The sequence below is a fragment of the Verrucomicrobium sp. BvORR034 genome (genome assembly GCF_000739635.1).
Lineage (GTDB): Bacteria > Verrucomicrobiota > Verrucomicrobiia > Verrucomicrobiales > Verrucomicrobiaceae > Verrucomicrobium.
In genome coordinates this window covers 1-23,844 of the sequence record NZ_BATQ01000008.1, presented here as the reverse complement: position 1 = coordinate 23,844, position 23,844 = coordinate 1, and the positions used below count along the sequence as shown (strand labels likewise).

The following is a 23,844-nucleotide window of genomic DNA, read 5'->3' as shown; positions in this document are numbered from 1 at the left end:
CAGCCCCCATCACACTCAACCACCCGGCACGCGGCTTCTCTCCGCTCCCAATGCCGGTTGGGACAACCGGACTACGTCGCGAGCGGAGCGTTTGCCCTACAGACGGCTTTCGTCCTCCTATTTGGAACCTGGCATTCTGATGTCTAACAGCCTGGGATCTCCCATGCAGCGGGGCAGCTTGACTGACGAGCTAAAGCTCTGCACTACTTTGCTCCGCCCCTGACCTCAGGTCTGGCGTCTTGTGTCTTGTAGTCTTGTGTCTTTTTATGTCCTCCCCCGATCCCCAAACGCCCACCATCGAGACCCGTGAAGAAGTCATGTTCTTTGACACCGACTGCGGTGGCGTGGTGCACAACATCGCGTATCTGCGGATGATCGAGACCGCCCGCACCCGTTTGGCGGCCAAGCTGGGCATGGCGCTCAAGGAAATGGCGCAGACCCAGGTGTTCCCCGTCGTGCTGCGCACGGAGATCGACTACCGCAAGCCGGCTGTGCTGGCCGATGAACTCGTCATCCACGGCCGCCTCGACAGCGTGGAACGCGTCCGCTTCTGGTGCGCCTTTGAGATGCGTCGCGTGGTGGACAACACCCTCCTCATCACCTGCCGCCAGTCACTGGCGCTCGTTCAAATGCCTCAAGGTCGCCCCCTGCGCCTGCCGGATGACTGGGCAAAGAGGTATGCGCATTTGGTGAAGGCAAAGGCACAGTAAAAAGTCATAAGTGAAAAGTAAAAAGTGGAGCTGCTGACTCGACGCGACCCAAGGACCACCTACTGCCTTGCCCGTTTTCAACTTTTCACTTTTCACTCTTAACTTTTTACTATTCGTCATTCTCTTCAAACACCCACACTCTTTTCGCACCTTCATCCCCGGCACGGCGGGTTTCGCCATGGGCGTTGACGAGGTCGAGACGGCGGCAGGGTGAGCAGCGCTCCTCAATGGCTGCGGCCAGAGCTTGGGAATGGGTGACGACGATGATCTGCGTTTCCTCCGGGACTTGGGCAATGAGCTGGGCCACCGCCGGCATGAGCTCCGCATGGAGGCTCGTTTCGGGCTCGTTCAACACCAGAAGCGGAGGCGGCTTGGGACCCAGCAGGGCGGCACAGAGGCAGAAGTAGCGCAGCGTCCCATCGGAGAGTTCGTGCGCGTCCAGCCAGCGTTTCAGCGAACCGCGACCGATCTGAAGCTGAAACCTCCCCTGGTCATCCACAGGACGCCATTGCAGATCCGGAAATGCGGTTTGCACCGCTTCTTCCAACAGATGGCCCCGGCCGGATTCCATGATCGTTTGCAGCGTGGCCGCCAGGTTTGAGCCGTCATGCGCCAGCACGGGTGACCACGCCCCCGTCAAAGGACGCCGCAGTGGCGACTCCGAATCCGTGCGGAACTGGTGGTAGAACCGCCAAGACAACAGCGTCTCCCGAACCAGCGCCGGACCAGGGTGGCGGTTGGCATCTCGAACTTCAGAGATCAGAGACTCAGGGGTGTGCAGGGGCAGCGGTGACTTCTCCCATCCGCTGTCGAAGCTGCGCAGCTCCACCATGGGCCCCTTGCGCCTGGCCACCAGATGCACCTTGTTGCTCTTGCTGCCTCCGCTCAAGGGCACCAGGGAGAGCTCCTCCCGCTTCACATCGGGATCCGTACGAAACGCCGTGGGCGCGCCGGGTGCGAGCGGCACCAGTCCACACTCCATTTCATAGAGGAAGCGTTCATGCTCCAGTGACCACTTCACCCGGACCGGCTCGTTCTGCAACCGCTTGCCCGACCACACCAGACTGGGCATCCCGCCCTCCGCGGCAATGGCCTCAGCAAACCGCCCCTCTGCCAGCCGCTGCAACATCGCCAGGGAGCGGTACACATTCGACTTCCCCGCCCCGTTCTCCCCAGTGATCACCGTCAGCCGGGAGAGGCTCAGCCGAAAGTCCAACAACGACCGGTAACCTCGGAGGTGAAGGATCTTCAGCATCGGTTGGGGAATGAAGTTTTACCACAGACGCACAGACCTTTCGAAAACGAAAATTATGAATTAGAAATTAGGAATGAAACTTCCACCATCACCCTGTCAGGACGCTCCGGATTGAAGGAACCGCAGCTCATTCCTAATTCATCATTCCTAATTCCTAATTTTCGTTTTCCTCCGCGCCCTCTTCGTCTCTGTGGTTTTCCAACGCATTCCGCACCACCACCTCCAACGGCCTGACCAGGTTCGAGGTAAGCGGCCGCACCCGTTCCAGGATGCCGTTGCCGAGCTCGGTGCTCGTGCTGTAGCCCTTGCGGAACATCTCCAGCTTGGCATCCAGATTGTCCACATAATGCAGGGCCACGGCCTCGGGGGTCTTGGGGATCACCGGTGAGCCGAACTGCATCTCCCCGTGGTGGGAGCCTACCAGGTGCAGGAGATGCAGCCGCACCAGTTCGCTCTGCGGCTGCAGGGTCGCCCAGGCGGAGGCGGCATCGCTTTCAATGAGCTGCCGCCAGAGCTTGTTCACCAGCTCCATGCCCAGGGAGATGTGGCCGATGAGTTCGCCATGCAGCGTGTAGGGCATGGTAAAGCCGCCCTCCGGGTAGTTGTTCTCCCACAACTTCCCGCAGTCATGAAACAACACACCGGTCAGCAACAGGTCGCGATTGAGTTCCGCATAGGCTTCACAGATCTTGGCCGCGCTGCGCATCATCTGGGACACGTGCTCCACCAGCCCGCCCCGGCGGGCGTGATGATAGTCCCGCGCCGCTGCCGCCCGCTTAAAGCGGTCGCCATGCTGCTGGAGAAACAAAGAGGCCAGCCCGCGCAAACGCGGATCGTTCATGCTGGCCACGAGTTCCACAATGGTCTGGTAGTCCACCCGCTGCCGTTCCCGGGTTTCCTCATCGCCCGCCAGGAGGGACTGCACCTCCTGGTCATCCAGCAACCGCATGGCAGGGTTGCGCGGCTCCATGCCAAACTTGCCCGTGTCCACCCAGTGGGCCCCCAGCTCGATCCAGTTTCCGCGCTTGAGCGCCTGCGCCTCCAGAAAGAGCGGGCTGCCATCAAACACCCGCCAGGTCAGCGATTCTGTCCCGTCCGTCAGCTTGATGTCGTGGTACGGCTTCCCCTGCGAAGTCTCCTTCACCAGGTTCCCCTCCACCTGCACATGCACCCGGTAAGGCTGCGGCTGCGGCCCCGCCACCGTCTTGAGCTGACGCACGGTCAGCAGATCGAGGTCAGAGGGGGAGGCGCTGTGGGTTTCGGACATGCGGGATAGTAGGCGGCAAAACTAGAGACACAATCAGAGACACAGGACGAGAGGGCTCTAGGCACAAGACCTGAGGTCAGGGGTCGAAGAAGAGCCAGATTTCCTATTCCAAAACAGAAGTTCACGCCCACGGCGTGATACAGAACAGCCCGAGGTCAGACCGCGAAACGGTCGCTGCCCCGGGGATTTGGCGGTCTCGTTTGAGATGGTCGAGTTGGGGTTCATCCACCGCCCAACGAACTTCAACGGCACGCGCACCCTTCTCGCGACCTTTCAGGCCGCAATCCGAAGGAGACATAAGCCCAGGGTCTGCCCTCCGCCCTGGGCGGGGCTGTCTGGGCCCTTTAGGCCCGAGGGAGAGACGGGCGCGAGGCCCGCGCATCTGCTGACTCACGGATGTTACTCCCAGTCCATCATTCTAGTTTCTTCAACTGTGGTGAAGCAACTTCTGCCGCCCCCTCATCGCGAACGTCGAGGAAATATTATTTCATGCGGATACTAATGCAAAGAGCAACTATTCTTTAGGATAGTATTACTGCGATTCTGAAGTTTTTCACACACTTCAGGAAATTCCATGCGATCTGAAACAGTTATATTGTCGCCGCAGGGTACTCCCTCTCTGCGGCACTGCGGCTGACCGTGCGGACGGAAGCCGCACTTAAGAAGAACAGTACCATCCATCCTCTCTTGAAAACTCCGACTCAACACGCTCGTCGTGCGGGATTCAGGCTGGCATCGCTTGCGCTGCTCCTGAGTTCCCTTTCCCCTGTAGCAGCCCTCGCCGGTCCTCTCGACAAGAATCCGGTGAAGAACCCGAACCTGGATCCGGTTCAGGAAGCACACCCCATGTACCTCGGCACGATTACGGGGGGCGTAAAGACCAGCGATGTGTACACGGAGGGCAACTTCTCCATCGTCGCCCCGGTGTACAGCACCCTGGGTGCCGACGCCACCCTCTCAGGTGACGTCTTTTACCTCGAACCCTACACCTCCTGGGGTGAGGGCGGCGAGGTCGCGGCCTCTCTCGGCCTGGGCTGGCGTCACCTCTTCGGCTCGCAGCCTGTCTCGGCCCTTACCCGCAGGGATGCCGGCCAGGCCGGGTTCCTTGAGGAAGGCTTCTTCATCGGTGCGAACGTCTTCGTGGACATGCTCGACACCGAGGCCAACAACCAGTTCTGGCAGCTTGGCGTCGGCGTGGAAGCCGGCACCCGCTATGTCGAAGTTCGCGGCAATTACTACATTCCCCTCTCCGACAAGCAGCTGGCCGAGCAGACGCGCACCCGCGAGATCATCCGGAATTCGAACACCCGCCAGTCCAGCAGCACCACCCCGCTGAGCGATCCGTACGCGACGGGCAACACGGTGGCCCAGGACGCGCTCTTCACCACCCGCGCCACCACCACCACCCGTACCACGACGATTGACCGGCTCTTCCGCCGTTATGAAGAGGGAATGGAAGGTTGGGACGCTGAGGTGGCCGTTCTGGTTCCCGGGCTCGACAAGTACTTCGACCTCCGTCTGATCGGTGGTTACTACAGCTTCGACAACCAGCCCTTTGGCCCCCAGGTGGGCGGCACGGGCAATGTGGAAGGCTGGAAGGCCGGCGTGGAAATCCGCCCCGTGCCGGCCGTCATTCTGACCGGCACCTGGTATGAGGACGACCGCCTCACTGGCAGCGACTGGACGGCAGGTGTCCAGCTTCAGCTTCCCTTTGAATTGGGCGACATTGGCGATGGCAAAGGTTTTTGGGGTCGCATGGGCGACGCCTTCAAGCCCCGCCGCCGCCACCTGGCCGAGCGCATGGCTGAGCCCGTGCACCGCCAGAACGCCGCGATCAAGATCGCCAACAGCGTGGATGTGGACACCACCACCAGCACCAAGGTCAAACGTGTGACCAAGGTAGTCTCCCAGCGTCAGGGCCAGATCATCCTGGCAGATGACATCGTCTTCGTGAACAACGGCGGCGCGGTGGGCAATGGCATCCAGGCCGGGGACACCGAGGCCAACGGTGCCGACGGCACTGCCGAGCACCCCTTCAATACCATCACCGAAGGCGCCGTGGTTGCAGGGAACAACAGCAACACCAGCACCCGCCTCTGGAGTGTGTACGCCCAGGGCGACACGGGGAACCTCTACGAAGACACCTTCGACACGACGGGCAGCACCCGTTTCATCAGCTCCTACACTCCCATCAATGGTCTGAATGGCACCAAGTTCGGCGGCAATACCGAGAGACCCTTCTGGAACGGGGCGGTGCACGCGGAAGACGTCGACACCCTGGTGGTGCGCGGCTACACCCTATTCGGTGAAGGCTTCGGCGGCTTCGGGTCCCTCATTGAGGCCTACGACGTGAAAAATGTGGTCATTGAGGACAACATCGTCGGGTTCACGCCTGATGCGGCCATCTACGTGGAAGCCACTGAAGATGCAGACTACTACACGCGCATCGCGAACAACATTGCCGGACTCGCCACCTCGGCGGTTGAAGTCGAGCTGCGTGACGATGCCCGCATGCGCCTCGACCTCGTGAACAACCAGCTCTACACACTGGGTGAAACCGTCGGGGCCAGACTCGTGACCTTTGGCGACTCTTCCTTGACCGCCAACGTTTCCGGCAACCAGTTCGTCGGCCTTGATTTCGGTGGTGATGGAACGGCTCTCTTGATTGAAAGCAACAGCGACGAGCTGCTCACGGCCAATGTTTACAACAACAACTTCGAAGGCACCTTCGGAGGCAGAGGAGCCTGGGTAAGGGCACTGGACGGCACCGTTGACTTCAACTTCGTCGGCAACCGGTTCGACAGCTCCAGTGACATTGAAGACGGCGTCGACCTCTTTGCGGACGATGCCACCCTCAACGCAGTCGTCGTGGGCAACTTCTTTGCAGGCACGTTCGGTGACAGCGCCGTCGCGTTCTACTTGGAAGCGGCTGCCAATGGAACTCTCTTGGTGCAGGAGAACCGGTTCGGTGGCTACGTTTCCGACGAGACCATTGACCTGAATACCTCCAACCAGTCCAAACTCATCGCCACCATCTCCGGCAACAACTTCCCCGGCGAGCTCAACCAGGTGCTGAAGGGTGAAAAATACGGTCAATCGACCTTGGACGTGACCTTCACCAACAACGTCCTGAACGGTGAATACAACAGCAGCGCTATCGAGCTCAATGCCCACAACGGTCATACCAACGGCTCCAAGCTGGTGGCTGTGCTCGGTGACAACGTGTTCAACGGATACTTCGAGGGCATAGCCATTGATGTCGACAAGCTGGACAACGCTCTGGTGGACATCACCATCCGGGACAACCGCTTCCAGGGTGAGTTCGAGAACGACACCATCAACCTCTACACCTCAGGTGGCGAGGGCCCGGAAAACCGGATGATCGCCTCGATCACCGGCAACCAGTTCCGCGGAGAACACAACACCAACGGCGGTTATGGAGCCATCGTTCTTGATTCCCACGTTGACTCCAAACTGGACGCCGTCATCACCGACAACATCTTCGAGGGCAGCTTCGGGGCTAGCATCTTCGACCTGTACGCCGCTGACGACTCCCGGATCGAGGCCACCATCTCAGACAACCGCATGCGCAATGTGGCAACTGCAGCCGGGGACTTCCTCCACATCGAGTCCTACGACGACTCCAACGTCGTGATCCAAAACTTCAACCGCAACCTGATCCGCGGCAACGTGGATGACGGTCTGTCATTGGGTGAATACGGCACCAGCCGGATCAGAATCGACGGCACCCTCAACCCCGCCGCCTCCAACGAGATTCTAGATGTCAACTTCGACCTCATCTACATCCCGGGCAATGATCCAGCCGGCAGCTTCTTCCTGAACGGCAGCCAAGTGGACCTGCCGTAAGCAGCAACGCCAAGTTCTAGCACCTAACCTAACGCAAAAGGGGTGGCCGAAAGGTCATCCCTTTTTTTGCGCTCCCGTGGCGTTTCAGGCCCGACCCGCTGCGCGGGGGACAGAAGGACTATAAAGCCTAAGCTGGCTGACGTATGGTAGGGCGGAGCACAGTAGTCCTGTTGTGCCAACCAGCTGCGGGAAGGGAGGGAGCGAATGTGACTGCCCTTTGCGGCGATTCACCGCGACAGACTCTGGCCATCCGCGCATCAAGCGACCCTCTCTCGCGACCCTTCAGGTCGCGAAACTCGCAATGCTTACGAGCTCTACCTCGGCACAGCAGCATATTCCGTCGCATCGAGAAGACACGACTTCCTCAGCGAACCACGCAGTGCGAAGAACTGCGGTGCTTTCTCAAACCCGAAGACGCGATACACTTGATACTCTTCTTCGCGATCCTCTGAAACTCGCACCTCATTTCGAGAGGCGAAAAATGGGGTCCAAAGTCCGAAACGGGTCGTTTTCACCTCAATGAAGCGGTCGCGTCCATCCACTTCAAAGGAATGGATATCATAGCCGAGACCATCGCCCTGGGTCAGGGAGACGTGCTCGATCTTTTCCGCAAGTCGACGTTCCCCTGCTTCCCACAGCCGACGATGCTCGAAGGCCAGAGCCAACTGCTCCCCTGCCAATCCAAGGGATCGATTGCGTGATTCCATTTCGATGAAATTGCGACGGCAGGGTCGGGGTGGTGCACTGACCGTTCTTTCGTACAGAGCATTCTTTCGGTCCTTGCGCTCTGGCGGAGCCACTTGAATGGCCACTATGTTATTCACGGCCGCCACTTCAACCGTTTGCTGAACCTCATTCAGCAGAACGGCATCAAGCTCGCCCAGCGCTTCCAGCCTCTCTCGAACAACTCTGCCAAGCATCTCCTGGTAGTTTCCCAAGGGCTTGTAGCCGTCGATGTAGGGATACCCCAACTCCAACAAGACAGCGCTGATGTTCTGGTGTTTCCGCTCCACCGATCCCCGGGTGCGCGTCGTGACGATGTTTCTCAACAGCCGGTTGTTCTCAGCCTTGTTGAAAGGGATGCCATTGCGTTCGAGCAGGAGCATCTGCAGATAGTCTGAGACTACTGCTTCCACCTCTGGTTCTGACCAGTTTTCAGACATTCAGTGAACCGGACGTTGCCGGATGAAAGAGTCATCCACGTCTGACACCCGCAATCAAGCCGAATCCACTTCATGCCTGACGTCTTCACGCCCGAAAAGCGCTCGCAGGTGATGTCCTTGATCCGGTCCACGGGCAACAAGGACACGGAGCTGCGGCTCATGCTGCTGCTGCGCGCGGCGGGGATCAAAGGGTGGCGGAGGCATGCGCTCATCACCGTGCCGGACACTTCCCGCCATGCGACTCGGCCGATGCTCAAGGTGAAGCCGGACTTTGTGTTCTGGAAGCTGCGGGTGGCGGTGTTTGTAGACGGCTGTTTCTGGCACGGGTGCCCGCGCTGCTATGTGCGGCCCAAGCAGAACCGGAAATTCTGGGACACCAAAGTCGTGGCCAACCGAGCACGGGATACCAAAGTGACGCGGCAGCTCCGGAAGGCCAACTGGCGGGTTCTGCGACTCTGGGAGTGCACGCTGACCGCGAAACACGTCAATCGGACGATGGGCCGTCTGAACCGGATGTTGCAAGCCAGTACTCCTGATCGGCGGCCCTGAGCCGGCCACCGGGGAGTTCCGCCGCCCTGCAAACCGACCACTCCAACGCAGGGCACAACGCTTCTGGATGTGGGAATTTGCATTAAGTTTCCACCCGCTCAAAGGATGTTGCCACGGCTTGAGTTTGAACTCACTATGCGCCGATGGAACTCCCCCGAATCGTCGAGAGTCTCTTCCCCTTTTCCAAAGTCCACTCAAGGTCCGGATCCCGGTCCAGCACCCGATCTGGCCCCGGTAAGCGGTCCAAGGCGGACCAGGCCAACCCCTGGGCCGTCAAGAAGCAGAACGCCGCCGAGAAAGCGGAACGCAACTGCCCCGTCTGCTGCGGCTCAGGGCCCAAGGCGGAGGCCTACCGGGTGACAGCCCCCTCTGATCCAGGAGAGACCCTGCTCATCCGCCACTGTCTGGATTGCCGCTCCTATTTCTACGATCCCATCGACCTCGCCGAGTATGGGGCGGAGGCGCTGATGGCCTCGCTGGATTTCTACGTGGAGTCCGTGGGAGCACCCCGCTTCATCTGCCAGCTCCTGAGCCGCCTGCCCCGCAGAAAGTCGCCGCGGCTACTGGAGATCGGGAGCGGCTACGGCCTGCTGCTGGATGTGTGGCAGACCCAGTTCGGCGGCACGGGGGTGGGGGTGGAGCCCTCGCCCCTGGCGGCGGCCGGGATGAAGGACCTAGGAGTCAACATCGTGCGCCAGTTTCTGAAGCCGGGATTGCAGCTGCCCGGCGGGGAGGAGGGCTTCGACCACGTGGTGGCGGTGGAGATCATCGAGCATGTGGCGGATCCCCTGGCGTTCGCGAAGACGGCAGTGAGCCATCTTCATGAGACCGGCGTGCTGGTGCTGACCACCCCCAATGCGAAGCTGCTGGAGGATGAGCACGCCGCGCCGCATGAGCTCTGGAGCGCACTCAGTCCGGGCAAGCACACCCTCTTGTTCAATGAGGACAGCCTGGAGAGCCTTCTGCGAAAGGCGGGACTCACCCACTTCTACTTCCGCACCACGGCCTCTCAAATCGTCTGCTATGCCTCGCGACATCCATTCGAGCTGCGTGACGCGGATGCGACGACCGTGGAGCAGGTGCATGAGCAATACCTGCGCTTGCGGGTGCGCTCCGCTCCTGAGACGTCTGCGCTACGGCGCGGCATGGCCTTCCGCCTGCTGGAGACGCTGGTGCACCGGGGTGACTTCGCCGCGGCCATGGAGGTCTGGAGGTCGCTGGAGCAGGCGCTGATGGCGGCATTCGGCCCGGAAGTGCTGGATCCCAAGGAGCAACTCCGCCGCGTGAAGCGGGGCCGCAAGGCAGCGGAACTGCGGGGGAAGGTGCCCACCTTCATCGCCGCGCTGGAGCATCTGCTGGGCCTGATCGCCCTGCTGCACCTGGGCGAGCGCAAGATGGCACGACGGCACTTCCATCAAGCCCATCTGCTGGCAGTGCGACTGCTGCCCGGTGACGATGTCATCTACCCCCTGGTGGCCCCGGTCGTCTGGCAGGCACGGTTCGAGGAAGCGAACACGATGCTGGCAGAGGGAGGCGACCGCCTGGCGGAAGGGATGAAGCTGATGGAAAAGATCGCCGCCAGCGGTCAGGAGCGCCAGAGGGACTATGCGCTGGTACCGGCACCGGCACCGCTGTGCACCCGCGCGCATGTGGAGCGGCTCAAGGTTTTTGTCTTCCGCAACGAGTGGGAGGCAGCCCGCCGTGAGCTTGAGGCGCTGGAGAGCACTTGTGCGACGCTGAAACTGCGGCTGCCCCAAGGGCCGGGGGAACTGGTCGCCAGCATTGTCACCAACGGACTGGGGAGCGCCGTGCCCGCCGAGCCCTTGTGGTACCTGTACGCGCGGGGCAAGGTGGACGAGACAACGCCAGACCAGTGGACCGCGGGGCTGGATCACTTCCGACAACTCGGTCGCGCCTGTGATCTGCTGGCAGGCCAGACACCGGTGGCGGATGTCTTCCGCCAGGAAAGCCGCTTTTGCCAGGCGGAGCTGTGCGTACGGCTCTGGCTCAAGACGGAGGCCCAACAGCTGTACACGAACCTGGCCGCACTGGAGCCTGCCGCCCGGCCGGAGCTGGAGCGTGCCAGGCACTGGGCGACCCTGGCCAGCGAACGTCTGGCGGAGATGGCCCTCGCAACGGCGATAGATGGCTCCTCGGACCCTGGGTCTGGTATGATCGAACCGCAGACCTCCAGGCTCTTCGATTATCAAGCCGGGGCCCTGCAGGCGGAAGGGACCCACGTGCAAATCGAGACCACGTGGTCTGACGACCAGTTCGTAGGCATCAGCGGATTTGTCCTGGTGCAGACCGGCCTGCCAGAGGACGTGCAGATCGTGTACGAGGGTGCCACCCTGCTGGACATTCAGTGGCACGACCGCCCGGACGTCTATGAGCACGAGGTGTTCGCCAGCTACACACGCCAGCCGCGTTGCGGGTTCCGCGCACGGTACCAACGGCGCGCCGTGCATCCGCTGGCGGTCCGCATGCGCTCCGGTCCAGATGCGCCCGATTTCCAAAGGCTGCATCTGGCGGCCACCGGATTCCCTCCTCTGCCACCGGCCGTCCCGCCGGGCCTCACGCTGGCGGAGTTTGCCGGACGGGTGAATCGCGCGTGCCGCAGCGTGATGGAGATTGGCTCCCGCGTGGTGTGCCCGGACAGCGCCAGCAAGCGGAGGTTCTTCCAGCCGCATGTGCAGTACACGGGCTTCGACTATTACCCGGATGCGAACACGGACGTCACGGGGGATGCGCACCGGCTCAGCAGTTATTTCCCTGAAGGCACCACGTTTGACGCCATCTTCTCCCTCTCTGTGCTGGAACACATCGCGATGCCCTGGGTGGTGGCGATGGAGATCAACAAGCTGCTGCCTGTGGGTGGCCTGGCCTATCATTCCACCGTCTTCACCTGGCCGCTGCATGAATCCCCCTGGGACTTCTGGCGGTTCTCGCACGAGGGACTGCGGGTCCTCTTCTCCCCGGCCCTTGGGTTCGAGGTGATCACCCTTGGGATGACCGGCCCCTGCCGCATGCACATGGAGGGGGTGTTGGACGCAAACATCGGCCAGAGCCCCGCCCACCCGAACTATGCAGAAAGCAACATCCTGGTGTGCAAGGTTCGAGACATCAACCCAGACGACTTCCGGTGGAACGCCTCGATCGCCCAGGTGCTGCCGGAGCAGAGCTTTTATCCCGCGCCGGCTTAGGCGGGTCTGGCATGGCGGCCCCCTGCCCCGCCTCGCCATCCAGCCAAGCCAGCAGGCTCTGCACCCCTGCCTGCTCCGCCAGCGCTTCCGGAACGTAGGCGAAGTAATGCCAGGTGGAGAGACGGGGCCCTTCGAACGGGGCCACCAGACGACCGCTGGCGAGGTCCTCTGCCACCAGCAGCATGGGCCCCATGGCCACGCCCAGACCGTCCAGCGCCGCCTGGAGCGTGAGGTAGAAGTGATCAAACGTCACCACGGCCCGGGCCTCCAGGCGCGGCACCCCGGCCAGCTCCAGCCATTCACTCCATGCATCTGGCTGACTGGAGGTGTGAAGCAGTGTGTGCTTCCGCAAGTCCGCGGGATGCTTGAGCGGCAAGGCTGCAAGCACTGCGGGGCTGCAGACCGGAAGACGATGTTCCGTGAGGAACTCGTGCCCCACGTAGCCCTTCCAGAGACGGGGCCCACCCCGGATCACGAGATCAAAGCTCTCCCGCAAGAACCCCACCTCCTCATTGGAGGAAGAGAGGTGAATCTCCAGATGCGGGTGCTGCGTGTGAAAGCCGGACAGACGCGGGATGAGCCACCGCAGGGTGAACGTGGCCGGTGCATTGACGCGCAGCACCCGGCGGGGATTCTGCGCGAGTTGGCGGAGCGTTGCTTCCTCGATCCGCTCCAGCGCAGGCATCACCTCCCGCAGATACTCCTGCCCGGCAGCGGTGAGCGCCACCCCGCGATGTCGCCGTTCAAAGAGCAGGCGGCCCAGCCAGTCCTCCAGCTGCTGGATCTGTCGGCTCACGGCCCCGTGAGTGACGTGCAGCCCCTCCGCAGCCCGGGAGAAACTTTCGAGCCGGGCAGCGGCTTCAAAGACCCGCAGGGCATTGAGCGGAGGCAGCTGCCGGTTCAAACGGGTCTCCCCTTGCTGTGAGTTTTCCTGACGCACAGGGTCATCTTAAGTCGATTGTCACCCTCCGCCAAGCGGAGAGCTTCTGCGGCATGAAAACGAATCAACAATGCATCGTGATGGGAGCCCAATGGGGCGATGAAGGGAAAGGCAAGATCGTGGACCTGCTGGCAGCCCAGGCCGACCGGGTGATCCGGTTCAACGGCGGAAACAACGCGGGACACACCCTGGTGGCCCGCGGCAAGATGTGGAAACTGAACCTCCTGCCCTGCGGTCTGCTCCATGGGCGACCCGGGATCATCGGCAGCGGCGTGGTGCTGAATCCGGAGGCCCTGTTTCGCGAGATGGATGCGGTGCAGCAACAGGGTCTTGATGTGAGCCCTGATCAACTCATCGTGTCAGACCGGACGGCGCTCGTTTTGCCGGTGCACCACCAAGTGGAGGCAGCGGAGGAATCCCGACGGCGTCGGCCGATCGGCACCACCCTCCGGGGGATCGGTCCCGCGATCCAGGACAAGGCTGGTCGGCGCGCCATCCGCGCTGGGGATCTGGCCGATGCCGCCCTGCTGGAGGAGCGGGTGGAAGATTTGCTCTCCTACCACAACGCCCTCCTCACTGGCTGGGGTGAGCCGACAGTGAAGAAGGAAACGCTGCTCCAGCAGTTGCTGGCTCTGGCTCCCCGCCTTCTCCCCTATGTCGCCGCCGTACCCCCGCTGCTGGAGGCCTCCGCCCGGACAGGTGAACGTCTGTTGTACGAGGGCGCTCAGGCCATCCTCCTGGATGTGGATCACGGCACCTATCCGTACGTCACCTCCTCCCATACCGCCGCCGCCCAGGCCGCGCTGGGCACAGGCTATGGGGCGGCCGTGCAGGCCACGGTGCTGGGCGTCTGCAAGGCCTACACCACCCGGGTGGGTAACGGCCTCTTCCCCACGGAACTGAGCGGTCCGGAAGGCGACGCCTTGCGCGAGCGCGGTGGCGAGTATGGGGTGAACACCGGCCGGCCGCGACGTTGTGGCTGGTTCGATGCGGTCACGGTCCGCGCGGGCATCCGTGCCGGAGGCATTCAATCCCTGGCGCTGACCAAGCTGGATGTGCTGGACGGCATGGTGGAGGTGAAAGTGGCCACGGGCTACCGGTTCAAGGGCCAACTCCTCAAAGAACCACCAGCCAGTCTCTCCGAAGAACTGAATGCGGTTTATGAAACCCTGCCCGGCTGGCGACGGCCCACCGCCGGTATTCGTGATTTCCAAGAACTGCCGGAGGAGGCCCGGAACTTTGTCCGTCGCATCGAAGAGCTCGTGGACGTCCCGGTCACCATGGTCTCTACAGGAGCGCATCGGGACGACACCATCGTACTGGAGTCTCCTTTCGGGGTGGCATCTTAAACTCGTCCAGAGCTTTAGCTCGTGTTGTTCGCGCTCGAACCCACGACTGACACACTCCTTTGCCACGCCATTCCTGGGGCGGCAGACGATCACTATGTCCAATCACCCCACACGCATCCCGCTTCGCTCCCAAAGCCGGTTGGGACAACCGGATTACGAGGCAGGCGGTAGCCTAAAGTAGTGCAGAGCTTTAGCTCGCGTTGTTCGCGCTCGGCTACGCGACTGACTCACTAAAATGCCGCACTACTTTGCTCCGCCTCTGACATCTGGTCTTGTGTCTTAAAGCCGTCTGTCTCCCGCGTAGCTGGCCGGATTACCTTCTCCGTTCACGCCCGCTGGTACCGCCTTTGCTCTTGCTGGAGCTGCTACTCCGGCTGGAGATGGTGCGGGTGTTCAGCGTGCTGTCGCCACGGCGAATCATAGCGTTGTGCTGGTTCTTCCTCAGCTGACTGGAGTGGTAGTGATCTCCGTGCGGCACCTGCCGGTTCGAGTAGGATCCTCCACTGCGGTTCGCATAGTACCGTCGGTGATTGCCGTCGTGATCATGGTGGCGATGGTTGTCGTAGTACCGGTTCCGATAGTAGTACGAACTGCCGACCAATGCACCGCCACCGTAGGCGTAAGGATACCCGTATCCATACGGGTACCCCCCGTAATAAGAGGAGGAGTACGACGGGTAGCCTCCATAGTAGGAGCCCCGGGAGCGCACGGGATAGTAGTCGTCATCATCGTAATACCCACCGCCATAGGGTTCGCGGTAGGCATAACCATCCACTACGCAGCTGGACAGGAGCATCGCCAGACCCAGCGCGGTGGCCAAAAGGGGGATTTTTGCTAAAGGAGTCATGGCAAAGAGGTTTGACGTCCCCCTCTGCCCAATCATTCAAAGACGCGACAAACTATAATCAGCGCTGCTGATCATTTCTTGAATCCACCGCCGTGCCGAGGCGCGAACGAGGGCGATGTTAGGTGTTAAAAGTTAGATGTTAAGAGAGGCGAGAGACACGCTTGATGCCCCTCCCATCTCTTAACCCTTAACGTCTAACTCTTAACGCCTCTCCCGCCCGTGGATGCCGCCCTTCTTGTTGTCATCGTCATCCTTTTTCTTGGATGAGGAGCTGCGGCTGGAGGAGGAAGACTTGCGATCGTCATCATCCCCACGACGGATCATGGACTGGTGCTCCGACTTCTTCCTCTGGCTCGAATGGTAGTGATCCCCATGTTGCACCTGCGAGGACCGGGACGAACTGGAGGACGAGTACTTCTTGCTGGAGGAGGAGCTGTACTTGCGATTGTGGTCATGATCATGGTCGTGGTCATGATCATGATTGTCGTAGTAACGCCGGCGGTTGTACGAGGACCCGTACCCCGAGCCGTAGTAGTTCCCGTAGTTTCCACCATAGTAGTTCCCATAACCGCTGCTGTAGCGTCGCGGGTAGGAGGAGCCTTCATAGTAGCCGCCGGGGGAGTCGGAGTAGCCATACCCGTCGTCCACCACACAACTGGAAAGCAGGAGGGGCAGGGCCACGGCAGCAGAAACAACGGGAAGGGAAGCGCGGAGGTTCATGAGATGATAGAGGCTCGGGATGTTCTGACGCAGCGGGCAGCTCGTCCATTCAAAGAATGGAGAAAGTTCTGCATGGGCTGCCGCTGGCGGCGATGGATGGTGGAGCAGGATTGAAGGAGGCACGGCAGCCTACTTCCTACCCGTGTATCGGATGAACTGCTCCGCTTCGGCTGATCTTCTTGAGGCGTTGACACCGCCAACTCTCCTGCGAGCCGTGAGACTGCTGCACTGCACTTTTCACTGGGGTCCCGTAGGGCGATCGCCCTGATTACGCGCAGTCAGGGATGCGCGTAGCAAGCGGAGCGATCGCCCCACAGCTTCACACCCTGGGCGCGCAAATCAGTGAATGGAGCGGGGACATGCCCGCCCCAGTCCGGGCAAAGCGTCCCAGAAGGCGGCTGGGCTGCACTTTTCACTCTCAACTTTTTCACTTCGCCCCCTAAACAGTTCACCAGGCCCCCTGCGCGAGCACTAGTTGCGCTCCCTGCCTCCGATGCCACCGGAGGGGCTGCTGTCCTTGTCGTTGGAACTGTTGTCGCTCTTGCTGTCGCTGCTGCTCCCTTTGTCGTCGCTTCCACCGCCGCTGCTTTCCCGGCTGCTGACCGCATCAGATGAGGACGACGAGGAGGAAGTGTCACTGCTGCTGGAGCTCGATCCCGAATCCGAGCCAGAAGACCGCGAGCCACTGCGCTCAGCCTTGCCGTGCTCCGACTTTCCCTGCGATGATTTGGACTGGGTTCGACCACCGCCTCCGTAGTATCTCTCGTCGCTCAGGCTGCGGGCATCGGCCGCATAGTCGTAGCCGTGGTTCCGCCACTCGTAATTCTCAGGGGCGGAGAACTCCGGGATCTTGCAGCCGGGCAGAAGTAAAACCGACAACGCGGCACCAGCAATGACACAGACGGAGTGACGACCCAGGCGGGTCGCAGATGAGGAGAGGGACGGGCTCGAGTTCATGGGGATGTCAATCCAACGCTACGACGGAAGAAAACCGGTCGTACAGGAAATTTTGGACAATGACAGAAGCCCCCTTGGGTGGGCTGCCTTGCGCGAACGCATTTCATCCACTCGGCGCTTGGCCGCTATGGGCCTTCCGCTCCGCGGTAGCCTTCTCCGCCCGGGTTACCATGGCGAAACCTCCGGGTTCATGCATGGCGCGCCACACGGTTCCGGTCACCGCTTACCTTTTTACCTCTCACCTCTTACCGAACTACTCCTTGTCCGTCGGGGCGCTCTTGGCAGGTGGAGGCGGGGTCACCCCCAGGGCCTTTTGCGCCCTCGCTTTTACTTCTTCGACGTCGGTTTTAGACTCCAGCACCCGCTTCCAGTAGGACTTGGCGTCCTCCGTCTGGCCGAGCTGCTCATAGGTCTGAGCGATGTGGTCGAGGATTTCCGCATCGGCTCCGGAGTCCGAGAACTCCTTCATGAGGTGCTCAGCGCGAAGCAGTTCCGTAAGCGCTTCCTTGGCTTTGCCGCGCTTGAAGAGCAGCCAGCCCAGGCTGTCCACAAAGGCAGGATTGTTCTGTTCCAGCTCGTTGGCCTTGCGAATGAGCTGCTCTGCCTTGTCCAGATGCTGCCCCTGATCCAGCCACATGTAGCCCAGATAGTTCATCGTGTTGGCGGCCCGGGGAGGATCGTGCGCGGGCGTCAGGGTGATGCTCTTTTCAAACTGACGGGCAGCTGCGTCGAACTGGTGGCTGCGCTCCAGCGCCACGCCCCAGTGGAAGTGAAACTGGTCATCCAGGAGCTCCGCAGCATTGGTCTCCGCCTGGCGGGACGCCTGCTCAAAGAGCTTCGCCGCATCGGCATACTTGTCCCCCTGAGTCAACGCGATGGCCCGGTGGTAGGTGATGCGGGGCTCTCCGGGGAAGAGCTGCTGGGCGCGCTGGGTGAACTTCTCGAACCGCTCCGCATTGTTGGCAAAACGCAGCAGCTTGCAGAGGTTCAGGTAATCATTGAGGTCGCCCCCGCCCGCTTGGAGGGCGGCCTCGAACTGGTCCGCCGCAGGGCCGATCTCCTGCTTCTGCACGAGGTGGGCACCCAGCAAGCGGCGGTGCTCCACGTCACTGGGATAAGCCTCCACGAGGTCCTGAAGAGCTTTGAACGATTCGTCCGGCCGCTCCAAGGCTTCATAGAGCCGAACCAGCCGCTTGCGGGCATCGAGGCTGTTGGAATGGGCCACCATGTCCTCGCAGATCGCTGCCGCCTGATCGAGCTGGTTGCTGAAGAGGTAATAGTCCGCCACTTGGATGAGCGCGTCAGGATCGCGGGAACCTTGGGCCTGCTCTCGGGCTTTCGTGATGAAGGCATTCACCTTGCCAAGATGATCGGCGCGACGTTCCTGGTCGGCGAGAGGCCACACCTCCTGGGCCATGCGGGCCAGCTGCAGCCAGAAGGTGGCAGACGAGGGTTTGGCAAAGTCAGGAGCCAACGCCCGCTCCAGAACAGCACTGGCCTCATTGCGCCGCCCCTGGGTAAGGTGGAGACGCACCGCCGTCTCATAGGCTGCGGCATCCTGCGGGAAGCTGGTCAGGGCCTGCTCCGCGACCTTCGCCGCCCGCGCCAGCAGGCCGTTCTCTGCCGAGCCATGCGTGAGGCAGAACTGGATGAAATTGGCGGAGGGCTCGGGCGACTTGGGGTGGGCCTTGATCCCCTGCTCCAGGAGCGCCACGGCGGCCTCTTCCCCCTGGAAATTCAAGGTGAGCTCTGCGATGTGCGCGACGAGTTCCGGCTCGCCCGCATCCCCTTTCAGGAAGCTCAAATAGTGCGGCAGGGCATCGCGGACCTTGCCCGAAGCTTCAAGATTCCGCGCTGTCAGATAGTGGGCCAATGCGATGGCGTGCTGCTCGGCTGCTCCGGCCAGCTGCTGCCCCGGTTGCGCAGGCGCGTTGGCGTCAAGATCAGCCAGCGCCGGCACGGCGGCACCGAGGGTGGCGGGGATCAATCCGGAAGCCATCAGCCCCAGGCTGATGCTGAATCTGACCGCGGAATGCATCTTCATGACGGTAATGTAACACGGACACTAGCGGGAGTTGCTATCCGTTACGAGCAGGGAATGTGCGAGCCCCCGGGTCATTTTGACCACAGGCAGGGTCAAATCGTTCCCCAGAGGGATTTCTGACCGCTCCACCACCTCATAACCGCCAGCGGCATAGAGAGGCTCCCCGGCCAGGGTGGCGACCAAGTCGGCCCGCTGGAAACCTTGTGCCAGCGCGGCCGCTTCACACGCCTCAAGCAAACGTCGCCCCAAGCCACGCCGGGCCCACTGGGGGTGCACAAAGAACGCCCGAACGCGCGCCGCTTCCCTGGCAGGATCCAGCAGCGACTCATCACCCGCTGCAGCGGAGCGATCCGTGCTCCCACCAAAAAGAGCCCTCCTCCGACTCCAGCCTCCGCAAGCCACAATTTCTGCGTCGGCGGTTTCGATCACAAAATAGGTGCCGTCATCGATCAACTGCCGATCCACCCCAAACACCGGCCCCAGCGCCGCCTGCCGCTGCGCCTCCGTGTACTGGGCCGCTTGCAGGGTGTTCACCGAGAGCTCGATCAGCTCTCCCAAAACCGGAGCATCCTCGGCACAGGCAAGACGGAGGGAGGGGGCGTCAGGGGAAAGAGACACAGAGCAAAAATTAGGAATGAATTGCCTAGCTCCACAAGGAAGGGGCTTTGGAAGCCTCATTCATAATTCCTAATTCATCATTCCTAATTTCCAAAGCTCCTCTTGGAAACACCGAAAGCGTCGATGCACTGGGCACCGACGCTTTGCAGGACAAACTGAGATAAAGAAACGAACGGGCAGCGGAAGGCGGCCTGGGCGCACCTCCCTGCGGGCTCTAGCTCTTGTAACGCAAGCGCTTCTTGTGGCGGTTGGCCTTCATGCGCTTCTTACGCTTGTGTTTGTTGATCTTCGTCTTACGACGCTTCTTGAGCGAGCCCATGTCTGTATGTTTTTGGTTTTAGTTGGAGTAGAGTCTGGTCTTAAAAAAAGCGGTCAGTGGACGACTTTGTTCAATGGATACTCAATGATTCCCTCAGCACCCAAGGCTTTGAGGGCGGGTATCATCTCACGAACGACGGATTCGTCAATGATCGTTTCCACCGCGACCCAGCCGCCACCGGCCAGGTTGGAAATGGTCGGACGACGCAGGGAAGGCAGTGCGTGCAGCAGGTTTTCCAGCTTGTGGTCCGGCAGGTTCATCTTGATGCCCACCTTGTAGCGGGCCTCAAGGGCGCCGTTCAGGAGCAGGGCGAGACGCTGCATCTTCTCCCGCTTCCAGGGATCGACGTACGCGTTCTTGCTGGAGACGAACTGCGGATAGCTCTCCATGAGCGTGTCCACGATGCGCAACTTGTTCGCGCGGAGGGAGGAGCCGGTCTCCGTGATGTCCACGATGGCGTCCACCAGCTCAGGCACTTTCACCTCGGTGGCACCCCAGCTGAATTCCACCTCGGCGTTGACGCCGTTCTTTTCCAGATAGGTCTTGGTCAGGCCCACGGCCTCGGTGGAGATGCGCTTGCCTTCCAGATCCTTGACGCTCTTGATCGGGGAGTCCTCAGGCACCACAAGCACCCAGCGGGTGGGCAGGGAGGTGGCCTTGCTGTAGCGCAGGTCGGTGATGACCTCGATGTCCGCCTGGTTCTCAGCGATCCAGTCGCGGCCGGTGATGCCGCAGTCCAGGAACCCATGGTCCACATAGCGGCCAATTTCCTGGGCGCGCAGCAGGCGGATCTCCAGCTCGGCGTCATCCACGGTGGGCCGGTAGGACCGCGAGTTGACGATGATGTTGAAGCCCGATCGCTTAAAAAGATCAAGCGTCGGATCCTGCAGGCTGCCTTTGGGCAGACCGATTCGGAGGATGTTTTTCGGGGCTTCCGCCATGGTGCGATTTTGCAAAAGGGCGGAGAGGATACACAGGGGGGGCAGCTTGGCGAATGGAAATTTCAATCAAGGGTGGAGAGGGGTCAGTGAGGTGGCGTAAGAGAAGGTAAAACCACAGAGAACACAGAGGGGGTTCAGGAGCGGATTAGGGTCGGTAAAAATGAACCGATCCGCACATACGCGAACTCGAGCCCTGCAAGGAACGAAGAGGGTTGGAGTTCTGTCCCGCACGCGGGACGGACGTTCAGAAAACCCTTCCTCCTACCACAGCAGTGTTTTTTGCCGGGCATCGTGCGCATGCTATGATAAATAGCCCCCAACTCCTTCCCCCTTTTCTCCCCTCCCCATGAAGATTTCCATTGGCTCTGACCACGCCGGATTCGCTTACAAAGAGAAGATCAAGACCTTCCTCCAATCCCTGGGGCATGAGGTGCTGGACTTCGGTACTTATAGTGCCGATCCGGTGGACTACCCCACCTACGTGCGACCGGCCGCCGAGGCGGTGGCCAGGGGGGAGGCTGACCGTGGGATCGTGCTGGGCGGTTCCGGCAACGGAGAGGCCATCGTGGCCAACAAGGTGCGCGGCGTGCGCTGCTCCCTCTGCTGGAGCCACGACACCGCCCGCTGGGCCCGCGAACACAATGACGCCAACGTCCTCGCCATCGGCGAGCGCACCATCTCCCCGGAACTGACGATCGAGATCGTGAAGATCTGGCTGGAGACTGAGTTCACCGCCGGCCGGCATCTGGCCCGGGTGCAGGCGATCGAGGGGAAAGGTTAGGAGTTAGATGTTATGAGTGAAGGGTTATGAGGCGGGATTGAGCGGGGCAATGCTCATCACCCATAACTCTTAACGCTTAACTTCTAACGTTTAGCGCCTAACGTCCTCCCCACCTCTGCGGCGAATCGCGCAATCAGGCGACTCTCTGCCGCCACCAGTTCATCGTAGCCGTCTTTGCTGAGGGCCTCGGTGCCGGACCAGGAGCGGGTGGCGATGAGCTTGCGGTCTGGGAGGGAATAGACCCGCCAGGTGGCTTCCAGGACGGCATCTCCCTCTGAGGTGCCGTGCAGGTGGGTGAGATCCACGGAGATCTGGTACTTGAGCCCTTCATCCGTCTCCCACGGATAGGTGCGGAGATTGCCTGTCTTGAGCTGACGCCCCAGATTGGTGGCTAGGACGCGGGCGAAGTTGTCCTCCAGCTTGCCGGCCCAGCGATGAGACTCCGCCACGGCGATGCGGGTGCCGTTTTCCTGCATCACAAGATTGGGCCGGTCCAGGTACCCTGCCAGAGCCACGGGCCCGACGCCAATGCCCACGCCACTGCCAGAGGGCGCGGGACCATCCGCCGTGAGCACGTAGAAGGCCCGGGTGGGTGCGGAGGAACAAGAGGATAGAAGCCCGAGACCGAACGCCAGGGGTGCGAGGAGGAACAAAGCGCGATGGAGAGTCATGGAGGGGGGGAGATGACAATGACGGATCGGATCAGGCGGGGAGGACGCGCTCCAGCAAGGCTGGCAGCTCCGATACGCTCTGCAGCGTGTGCGAAGCTGCGACCGTGGCCTCCTTTTCGCCTAGGACTCGGATCGTGCAAGGCACCCCAGCGTTCACCGCCATCTGAATGTCGCGGTCGTGATCGCCGATCAACCAAGAGCGGTTGAGGTCCAGATCATGGGCCGCTGCCGCCTGCTCAATCATCTCTGGAGAGGGCTTGCGACAGGTGCAGTCGGGATCGCTGGAGAGGCAAGTGCAGGCATAGATGGCGTCAAACGCGGCCCCATGCGGCTCCAGGGCAGCCTGCATGCGGGCGTGAATGTCATCGAGCGTGGCCTGGGTCATGAGGCCTTTGCCGACTCCTTGCTGGCTGGTCACGACGACGAGTTTGAATCCGGCCGCCTTGAGTCGGGCGAGAGCCTCGATGATGCCCTCGGAAAAATGGAACGCCTCCCAGCTCAGCACATAGCCCGCACCGGGCGAGACATTGACGACACCATCACGATCAAAGAAAAAAGCGGGGTATGACATGGAGCTGAGAAGTGGCCTGCGCCAACCCACAGCTAGCGGATGGATACGCACCCGTCATGCGCAAATACGGACTGGCGGGCAAGAAGACCGGCGATACGTCAGTAACCCTGCCTGCACAGTTTTTGCATTTTTCCGCTTCATGAAACGCAAACGCACCCTCCTCTCCTGCCTGCTGCCCCTGGCGCTCGCCACTGCCGCCTTCTCTCAAAGCCCGGCTCCCCATCTGGGTGCGGGTGCCAAGCCCGAAGAGGGTGCGGAGGTCATCCTGGACGGATCCCGCCAGATGCTGGATGACAAATGGACCTACTGGGAGGGGCCCCGCTTCGCCTCCGCCCTGCCCATCAAGTGGAAGGCCGTGGAAGACCCGGTGGACGGCGGCACCGCCATCATGACCGATGACCGGGCGGCGGACAAAGGAAAGTACGGCGCGGCAGACATTGTGACGAAGAAGCCGTACCGCGACTTCCGTCTGCACATCGAGTTCTACATCGCCAAACCCGGCGGCAACAGCGGGGTGTATCTGCAGAACCGCTACGAAATCCAGGTGCTGGACGGGGACAAGACCAAGCACGGCATGGGGGCGGTGATCAATGAGACCGAATCGCCCTATGAAGCCTACCTCGGCGTGGGCAAGTGGAACAGCTACGACATCGTCTTCCGCGCGGCCCGGTTCGTGGACGGCAAGCTGGTGGAGAAGCCGCTGGTCACGATGTATTTCAACGGGAAAAAGGTGCACAAGAACGTGGCCATCAGCAAGGTCTGGGGCGGCCCCAACTCCGGGGTGGACGGAGGAAACAACAACGGCTTCGGCATCACAGACACCCCACAGGGGTTGAAGCTCCAGTGCGAAGGGCACGATGTGAGATATCGGAATACGTGGATCAAGGAGCTGGATTTGAAGAAGGCGGACACGGATTTTTAGGTCCAGGTCCGGTGCAAGCGCCCCATGAGGCTGCCTCTCTCCCGCGCTGTCAAAAAAACCTGGGGTGTAGGGCGACCGCTCCGGTTGCCACATCAGGAGACATACGCGGCAAGCGGAGCGCTCGCCCTACAACAGGTCACGCGCTGGATC

At 61.3% G+C, this 23,844-nt stretch carries 20 protein-coding genes; 7 read left to right on the top strand and 13 right to left on the bottom strand.

Annotated features, from left to right (window positions below; all coding sequences use genetic code 11):
* Positions 1-266 precede the first annotated feature (266 nt).
* Complete coding sequence (locus BV034_RS01205) at positions 267-710, top strand: thioesterase family protein (RefSeq protein WP_050023302.1); 444 nt, start codon at positions 267-269, stop codon at positions 708-710.
* A 109-nt stretch (positions 711-819) separates the two neighbouring features.
* On the opposite strand, the gene BV034_RS01200 is transcribed toward BV034_RS01205, so the two are convergent.
* Together BV034_RS01200 and BV034_RS01195 are read right to left on the bottom strand one after the other, a co-directional pair.
* Positions 820-1,965, bottom strand: coding sequence for an AAA family ATPase (locus BV034_RS01200; RefSeq protein WP_050023300.1), 1,146 nt, complete (start codon positions 1,963-1,965; stop codon positions 820-822).
* A gap of 154 nt (positions 1,966-2,119) precedes the next feature.
* Positions 2,120-3,232, bottom strand: coding sequence for an HD domain-containing protein (locus BV034_RS01195; RefSeq protein ID WP_050023298.1), 1,113 nt, complete (start codon positions 3,230-3,232; stop codon positions 2,120-2,122).
* A gap of 687 nt (positions 3,233-3,919) precedes the next feature.
* Here BV034_RS01195 and BV034_RS01190 point away from each other — a divergent pair.
* Entirely contained in the window at positions 3,920-7,099 is a 3,180-nt protein-coding gene (locus BV034_RS01190) for an inverse autotransporter beta domain-containing protein (protein ID WP_265592502.1), read from the top strand.
* Positions 7,100-7,413: 314 nt separating this feature from the next.
* Here the strand turns inward: BV034_RS01190 and BV034_RS01185 are convergent, their stop codons facing one another.
* Positions 7,414-8,262 carry a DUF3883 domain-containing protein gene (locus tag BV034_RS01185; RefSeq protein ID WP_050023293.1) on the bottom strand — a complete coding sequence of 283 codons (849 nt, stop codon included), beginning with the start codon at positions 8,260-8,262 and terminating at the stop codon, positions 7,414-7,416.
* Between the two features lie 72 nt (positions 8,263-8,334).
* Here BV034_RS01185 and BV034_RS01180 point away from each other — a divergent pair, with 72 nt between their 5' ends.
* Complete coding sequence (locus BV034_RS01180; RefSeq protein ID WP_050023291.1) at positions 8,335-8,811, top strand: very short patch repair endonuclease; 477 nt, start codon at positions 8,335-8,337, stop codon at positions 8,809-8,811.
* A gap of 143 nt (positions 8,812-8,954) precedes the next feature.
* The gene (locus tag BV034_RS01175) at positions 8,955-12,014 is read left to right on the top strand and encodes a methyltransferase domain-containing protein (RefSeq protein WP_050023289.1); all 3,060 of its coding nucleotides are present in this window, start codon (positions 8,955-8,957) and stop codon (positions 12,012-12,014) included.
* On the opposite strand, the gene gcvA is transcribed toward BV034_RS01175, so the two are convergent.
* On the bottom strand, positions 11,935-12,918 hold the full coding sequence (gene gcvA, locus BV034_RS01170; RefSeq protein ID WP_081887513.1) for a transcriptional regulator GcvA: 984 nt from the start codon (positions 12,916-12,918) through the stop codon (positions 11,935-11,937). The two genes, BV034_RS01175 and gcvA, sit on opposite strands and share 80 nt — an antisense overlap.
* 89 nt (positions 12,919-13,007) lie before the next feature.
* On the opposite strand from gcvA, the gene BV034_RS01165 reads away from it, so the two are divergent.
* Positions 13,008-14,303 (top strand): adenylosuccinate synthase, encoded by a 1,296-nt coding sequence (locus tag BV034_RS01165; protein WP_050023288.1) that lies wholly within the window; start codon positions 13,008-13,010, stop codon positions 14,301-14,303.
* Positions 14,304-14,616: 313 nt separating this feature from the next.
* Here the strand turns inward: BV034_RS01165 and BV034_RS01160 are convergent, their stop codons facing one another.
* From BV034_RS01160 to hisG, 7 genes are all read right to left on the bottom strand, one after another.
* Positions 14,617-15,150, bottom strand: a complete 534-nt coding sequence (locus BV034_RS01160; RefSeq protein ID WP_265592501.1) for a hypothetical protein — start codon at positions 15,148-15,150, stop codon at positions 14,617-14,619.
* 201 nt (positions 15,151-15,351) lie between these two features.
* Positions 15,352-15,870: a hypothetical protein gene (locus BV034_RS01155; protein ID WP_265592500.1), complete on the bottom strand. Its 519-nt coding sequence runs from the start codon at positions 15,868-15,870 to the stop codon at positions 15,352-15,354.
* Between the two features lie 471 nt (positions 15,871-16,341).
* Positions 16,342-16,827, bottom strand: a complete 486-nt coding sequence (locus BV034_RS01150; RefSeq protein ID WP_050023283.1) for a hypothetical protein — start codon at positions 16,825-16,827, stop codon at positions 16,342-16,344.
* A gap of 253 nt (positions 16,828-17,080) precedes the next feature.
* Entirely contained in the window at positions 17,081-18,871 is a 1,791-nt protein-coding gene (locus BV034_RS01145; protein WP_050023282.1) for a tetratricopeptide repeat protein, read from the bottom strand.
* Positions 18,872-18,892: 21 nt separating this feature from the next.
* Positions 18,893-19,489 carry a GNAT family N-acetyltransferase gene (locus BV034_RS01140; RefSeq protein WP_050023281.1) on the bottom strand — a complete coding sequence of 199 codons (597 nt, stop codon included), beginning with the start codon at positions 19,487-19,489 and terminating at the stop codon, positions 18,893-18,895.
* 214 nt (positions 19,490-19,703) lie between these two features.
* Complete coding sequence (locus tag BV034_RS34360; protein ID WP_009965996.1) at positions 19,704-19,808, bottom strand: AURKAIP1/COX24 domain-containing protein; 105 nt, start codon at positions 19,806-19,808, stop codon at positions 19,704-19,706.
* Between the two features lie 53 nt (positions 19,809-19,861).
* Positions 19,862-20,815, bottom strand: coding sequence for an ATP phosphoribosyltransferase (gene hisG / locus BV034_RS01135; protein ID WP_265592499.1), 954 nt, complete (start codon positions 20,813-20,815; stop codon positions 19,862-19,864).
* A 280-nt stretch (positions 20,816-21,095) separates the two neighbouring features.
* Here hisG and rpiB point away from each other — a divergent pair, with 280 nt between their 5' ends.
* A complete protein-coding gene (rpiB, locus tag BV034_RS01130) occupies positions 21,096-21,530 on the top strand; it encodes a ribose 5-phosphate isomerase B (protein ID WP_050023279.1) in 435 nt (144 codons plus the stop codon).
* 83 nt (positions 21,531-21,613) lie between these two features.
* On the opposite strand, the gene BV034_RS01125 is transcribed toward rpiB, so the two are convergent.
* The gene (locus tag BV034_RS01125) at positions 21,614-22,201 is read right to left on the bottom strand and encodes a PqiC family protein (protein ID WP_050023277.1); all 588 of its coding nucleotides are present in this window, start codon (positions 22,199-22,201) and stop codon (positions 21,614-21,616) included.
* A gap of 31 nt (positions 22,202-22,232) precedes the next feature.
* Complete coding sequence (locus BV034_RS01120; RefSeq protein WP_050023275.1) at positions 22,233-22,772, bottom strand: HAD family hydrolase; 540 nt, start codon at positions 22,770-22,772, stop codon at positions 22,233-22,235.
* Positions 22,773-22,911: 139 nt separating this feature from the next.
* Here BV034_RS01120 and BV034_RS01115 point away from each other — a divergent pair, with 139 nt between their 5' ends.
* Positions 22,912-23,694 carry a DUF1080 domain-containing protein gene (locus BV034_RS01115; protein WP_050023273.1) on the top strand — a complete coding sequence of 261 codons (783 nt, stop codon included), beginning with the start codon at positions 22,912-22,914 and terminating at the stop codon, positions 23,692-23,694.
* Positions 23,695-23,844 lie beyond the last annotated feature (150 nt).

Bases quoted from the DNA above. Each gene is read 5' to 3' on its own strand.
- BV034_RS01165 (WP_050023288.1), top strand. From the start codon at position 13,008: ATGAAAACGAATCAACAATGCATCGTGATGGGAGCCCAATGGGGCGAT.
- BV034_RS01115 (WP_050023273.1), top strand. From the start codon at position 22,912: ATGAAACGCAAACGCACCCTCCTCTCCTGCCTGCTGCCCCTGGCGCTC.
- BV034_RS34360 (WP_009965996.1), bottom strand. From the start codon at position 19,808: ATGGGCTCGCTCAAGAAGCGTCGTAAGACGAAGATCAACAAACACAAG.
- rpiB (WP_050023279.1), top strand. From the start codon at position 21,096: ATGAAGATTTCCATTGGCTCTGACCACGCCGGATTCGCTTACAAAGAG.
- BV034_RS01145 (WP_050023282.1), bottom strand. From the start codon at position 18,871: ATGAAGATGCATTCCGCGGTCAGATTCAGCATCAGCCTGGGGCTGATG.
- BV034_RS01155 (WP_265592500.1), bottom strand. From the start codon at position 15,870: ATGAACCTCCGCGCTTCCCTTCCCGTTGTTTCTGCTGCCGTGGCCCTG.
- BV034_RS01200 (WP_050023300.1), bottom strand. From the start codon at position 1,965: ATGCTGAAGATCCTTCACCTCCGAGGTTACCGGTCGTTGTTGGACTTT.
- BV034_RS01185 (WP_050023293.1), bottom strand. From the start codon at position 8,262: ATGTCTGAAAACTGGTCAGAACCAGAGGTGGAAGCAGTAGTCTCAGAC.
- BV034_RS01175 (WP_050023289.1), top strand. From the start codon at position 8,955: ATGGAACTCCCCCGAATCGTCGAGAGTCTCTTCCCCTTTTCCAAAGTC.
- BV034_RS01195 (WP_050023298.1), bottom strand. From the start codon at position 3,232: ATGTCCGAAACCCACAGCGCCTCCCCCTCTGACCTCGATCTGCTGACC.
- BV034_RS01205 (WP_050023302.1), top strand. From the start codon at position 267: ATGTCCTCCCCCGATCCCCAAACGCCCACCATCGAGACCCGTGAAGAA.
- BV034_RS01125 (WP_050023277.1), bottom strand. From the start codon at position 22,201: ATGACTCTCCATCGCGCTTTGTTCCTCCTCGCACCCCTGGCGTTCGGT.
- BV034_RS01150 (WP_050023283.1), bottom strand. From the start codon at position 16,827: ATGAACTCGAGCCCGTCCCTCTCCTCATCTGCGACCCGCCTGGGTCGT.
- BV034_RS01180 (WP_050023291.1), top strand. From the start codon at position 8,335: ATGCCTGACGTCTTCACGCCCGAAAAGCGCTCGCAGGTGATGTCCTTG.
- BV034_RS01160 (WP_265592501.1), bottom strand. From the start codon at position 15,150: ATGACTCCTTTAGCAAAAATCCCCCTTTTGGCCACCGCGCTGGGTCTG.
- BV034_RS01120 (WP_050023275.1), bottom strand. From the start codon at position 22,772: ATGTCATACCCCGCTTTTTTCTTTGATCGTGATGGTGTCGTCAATGTC.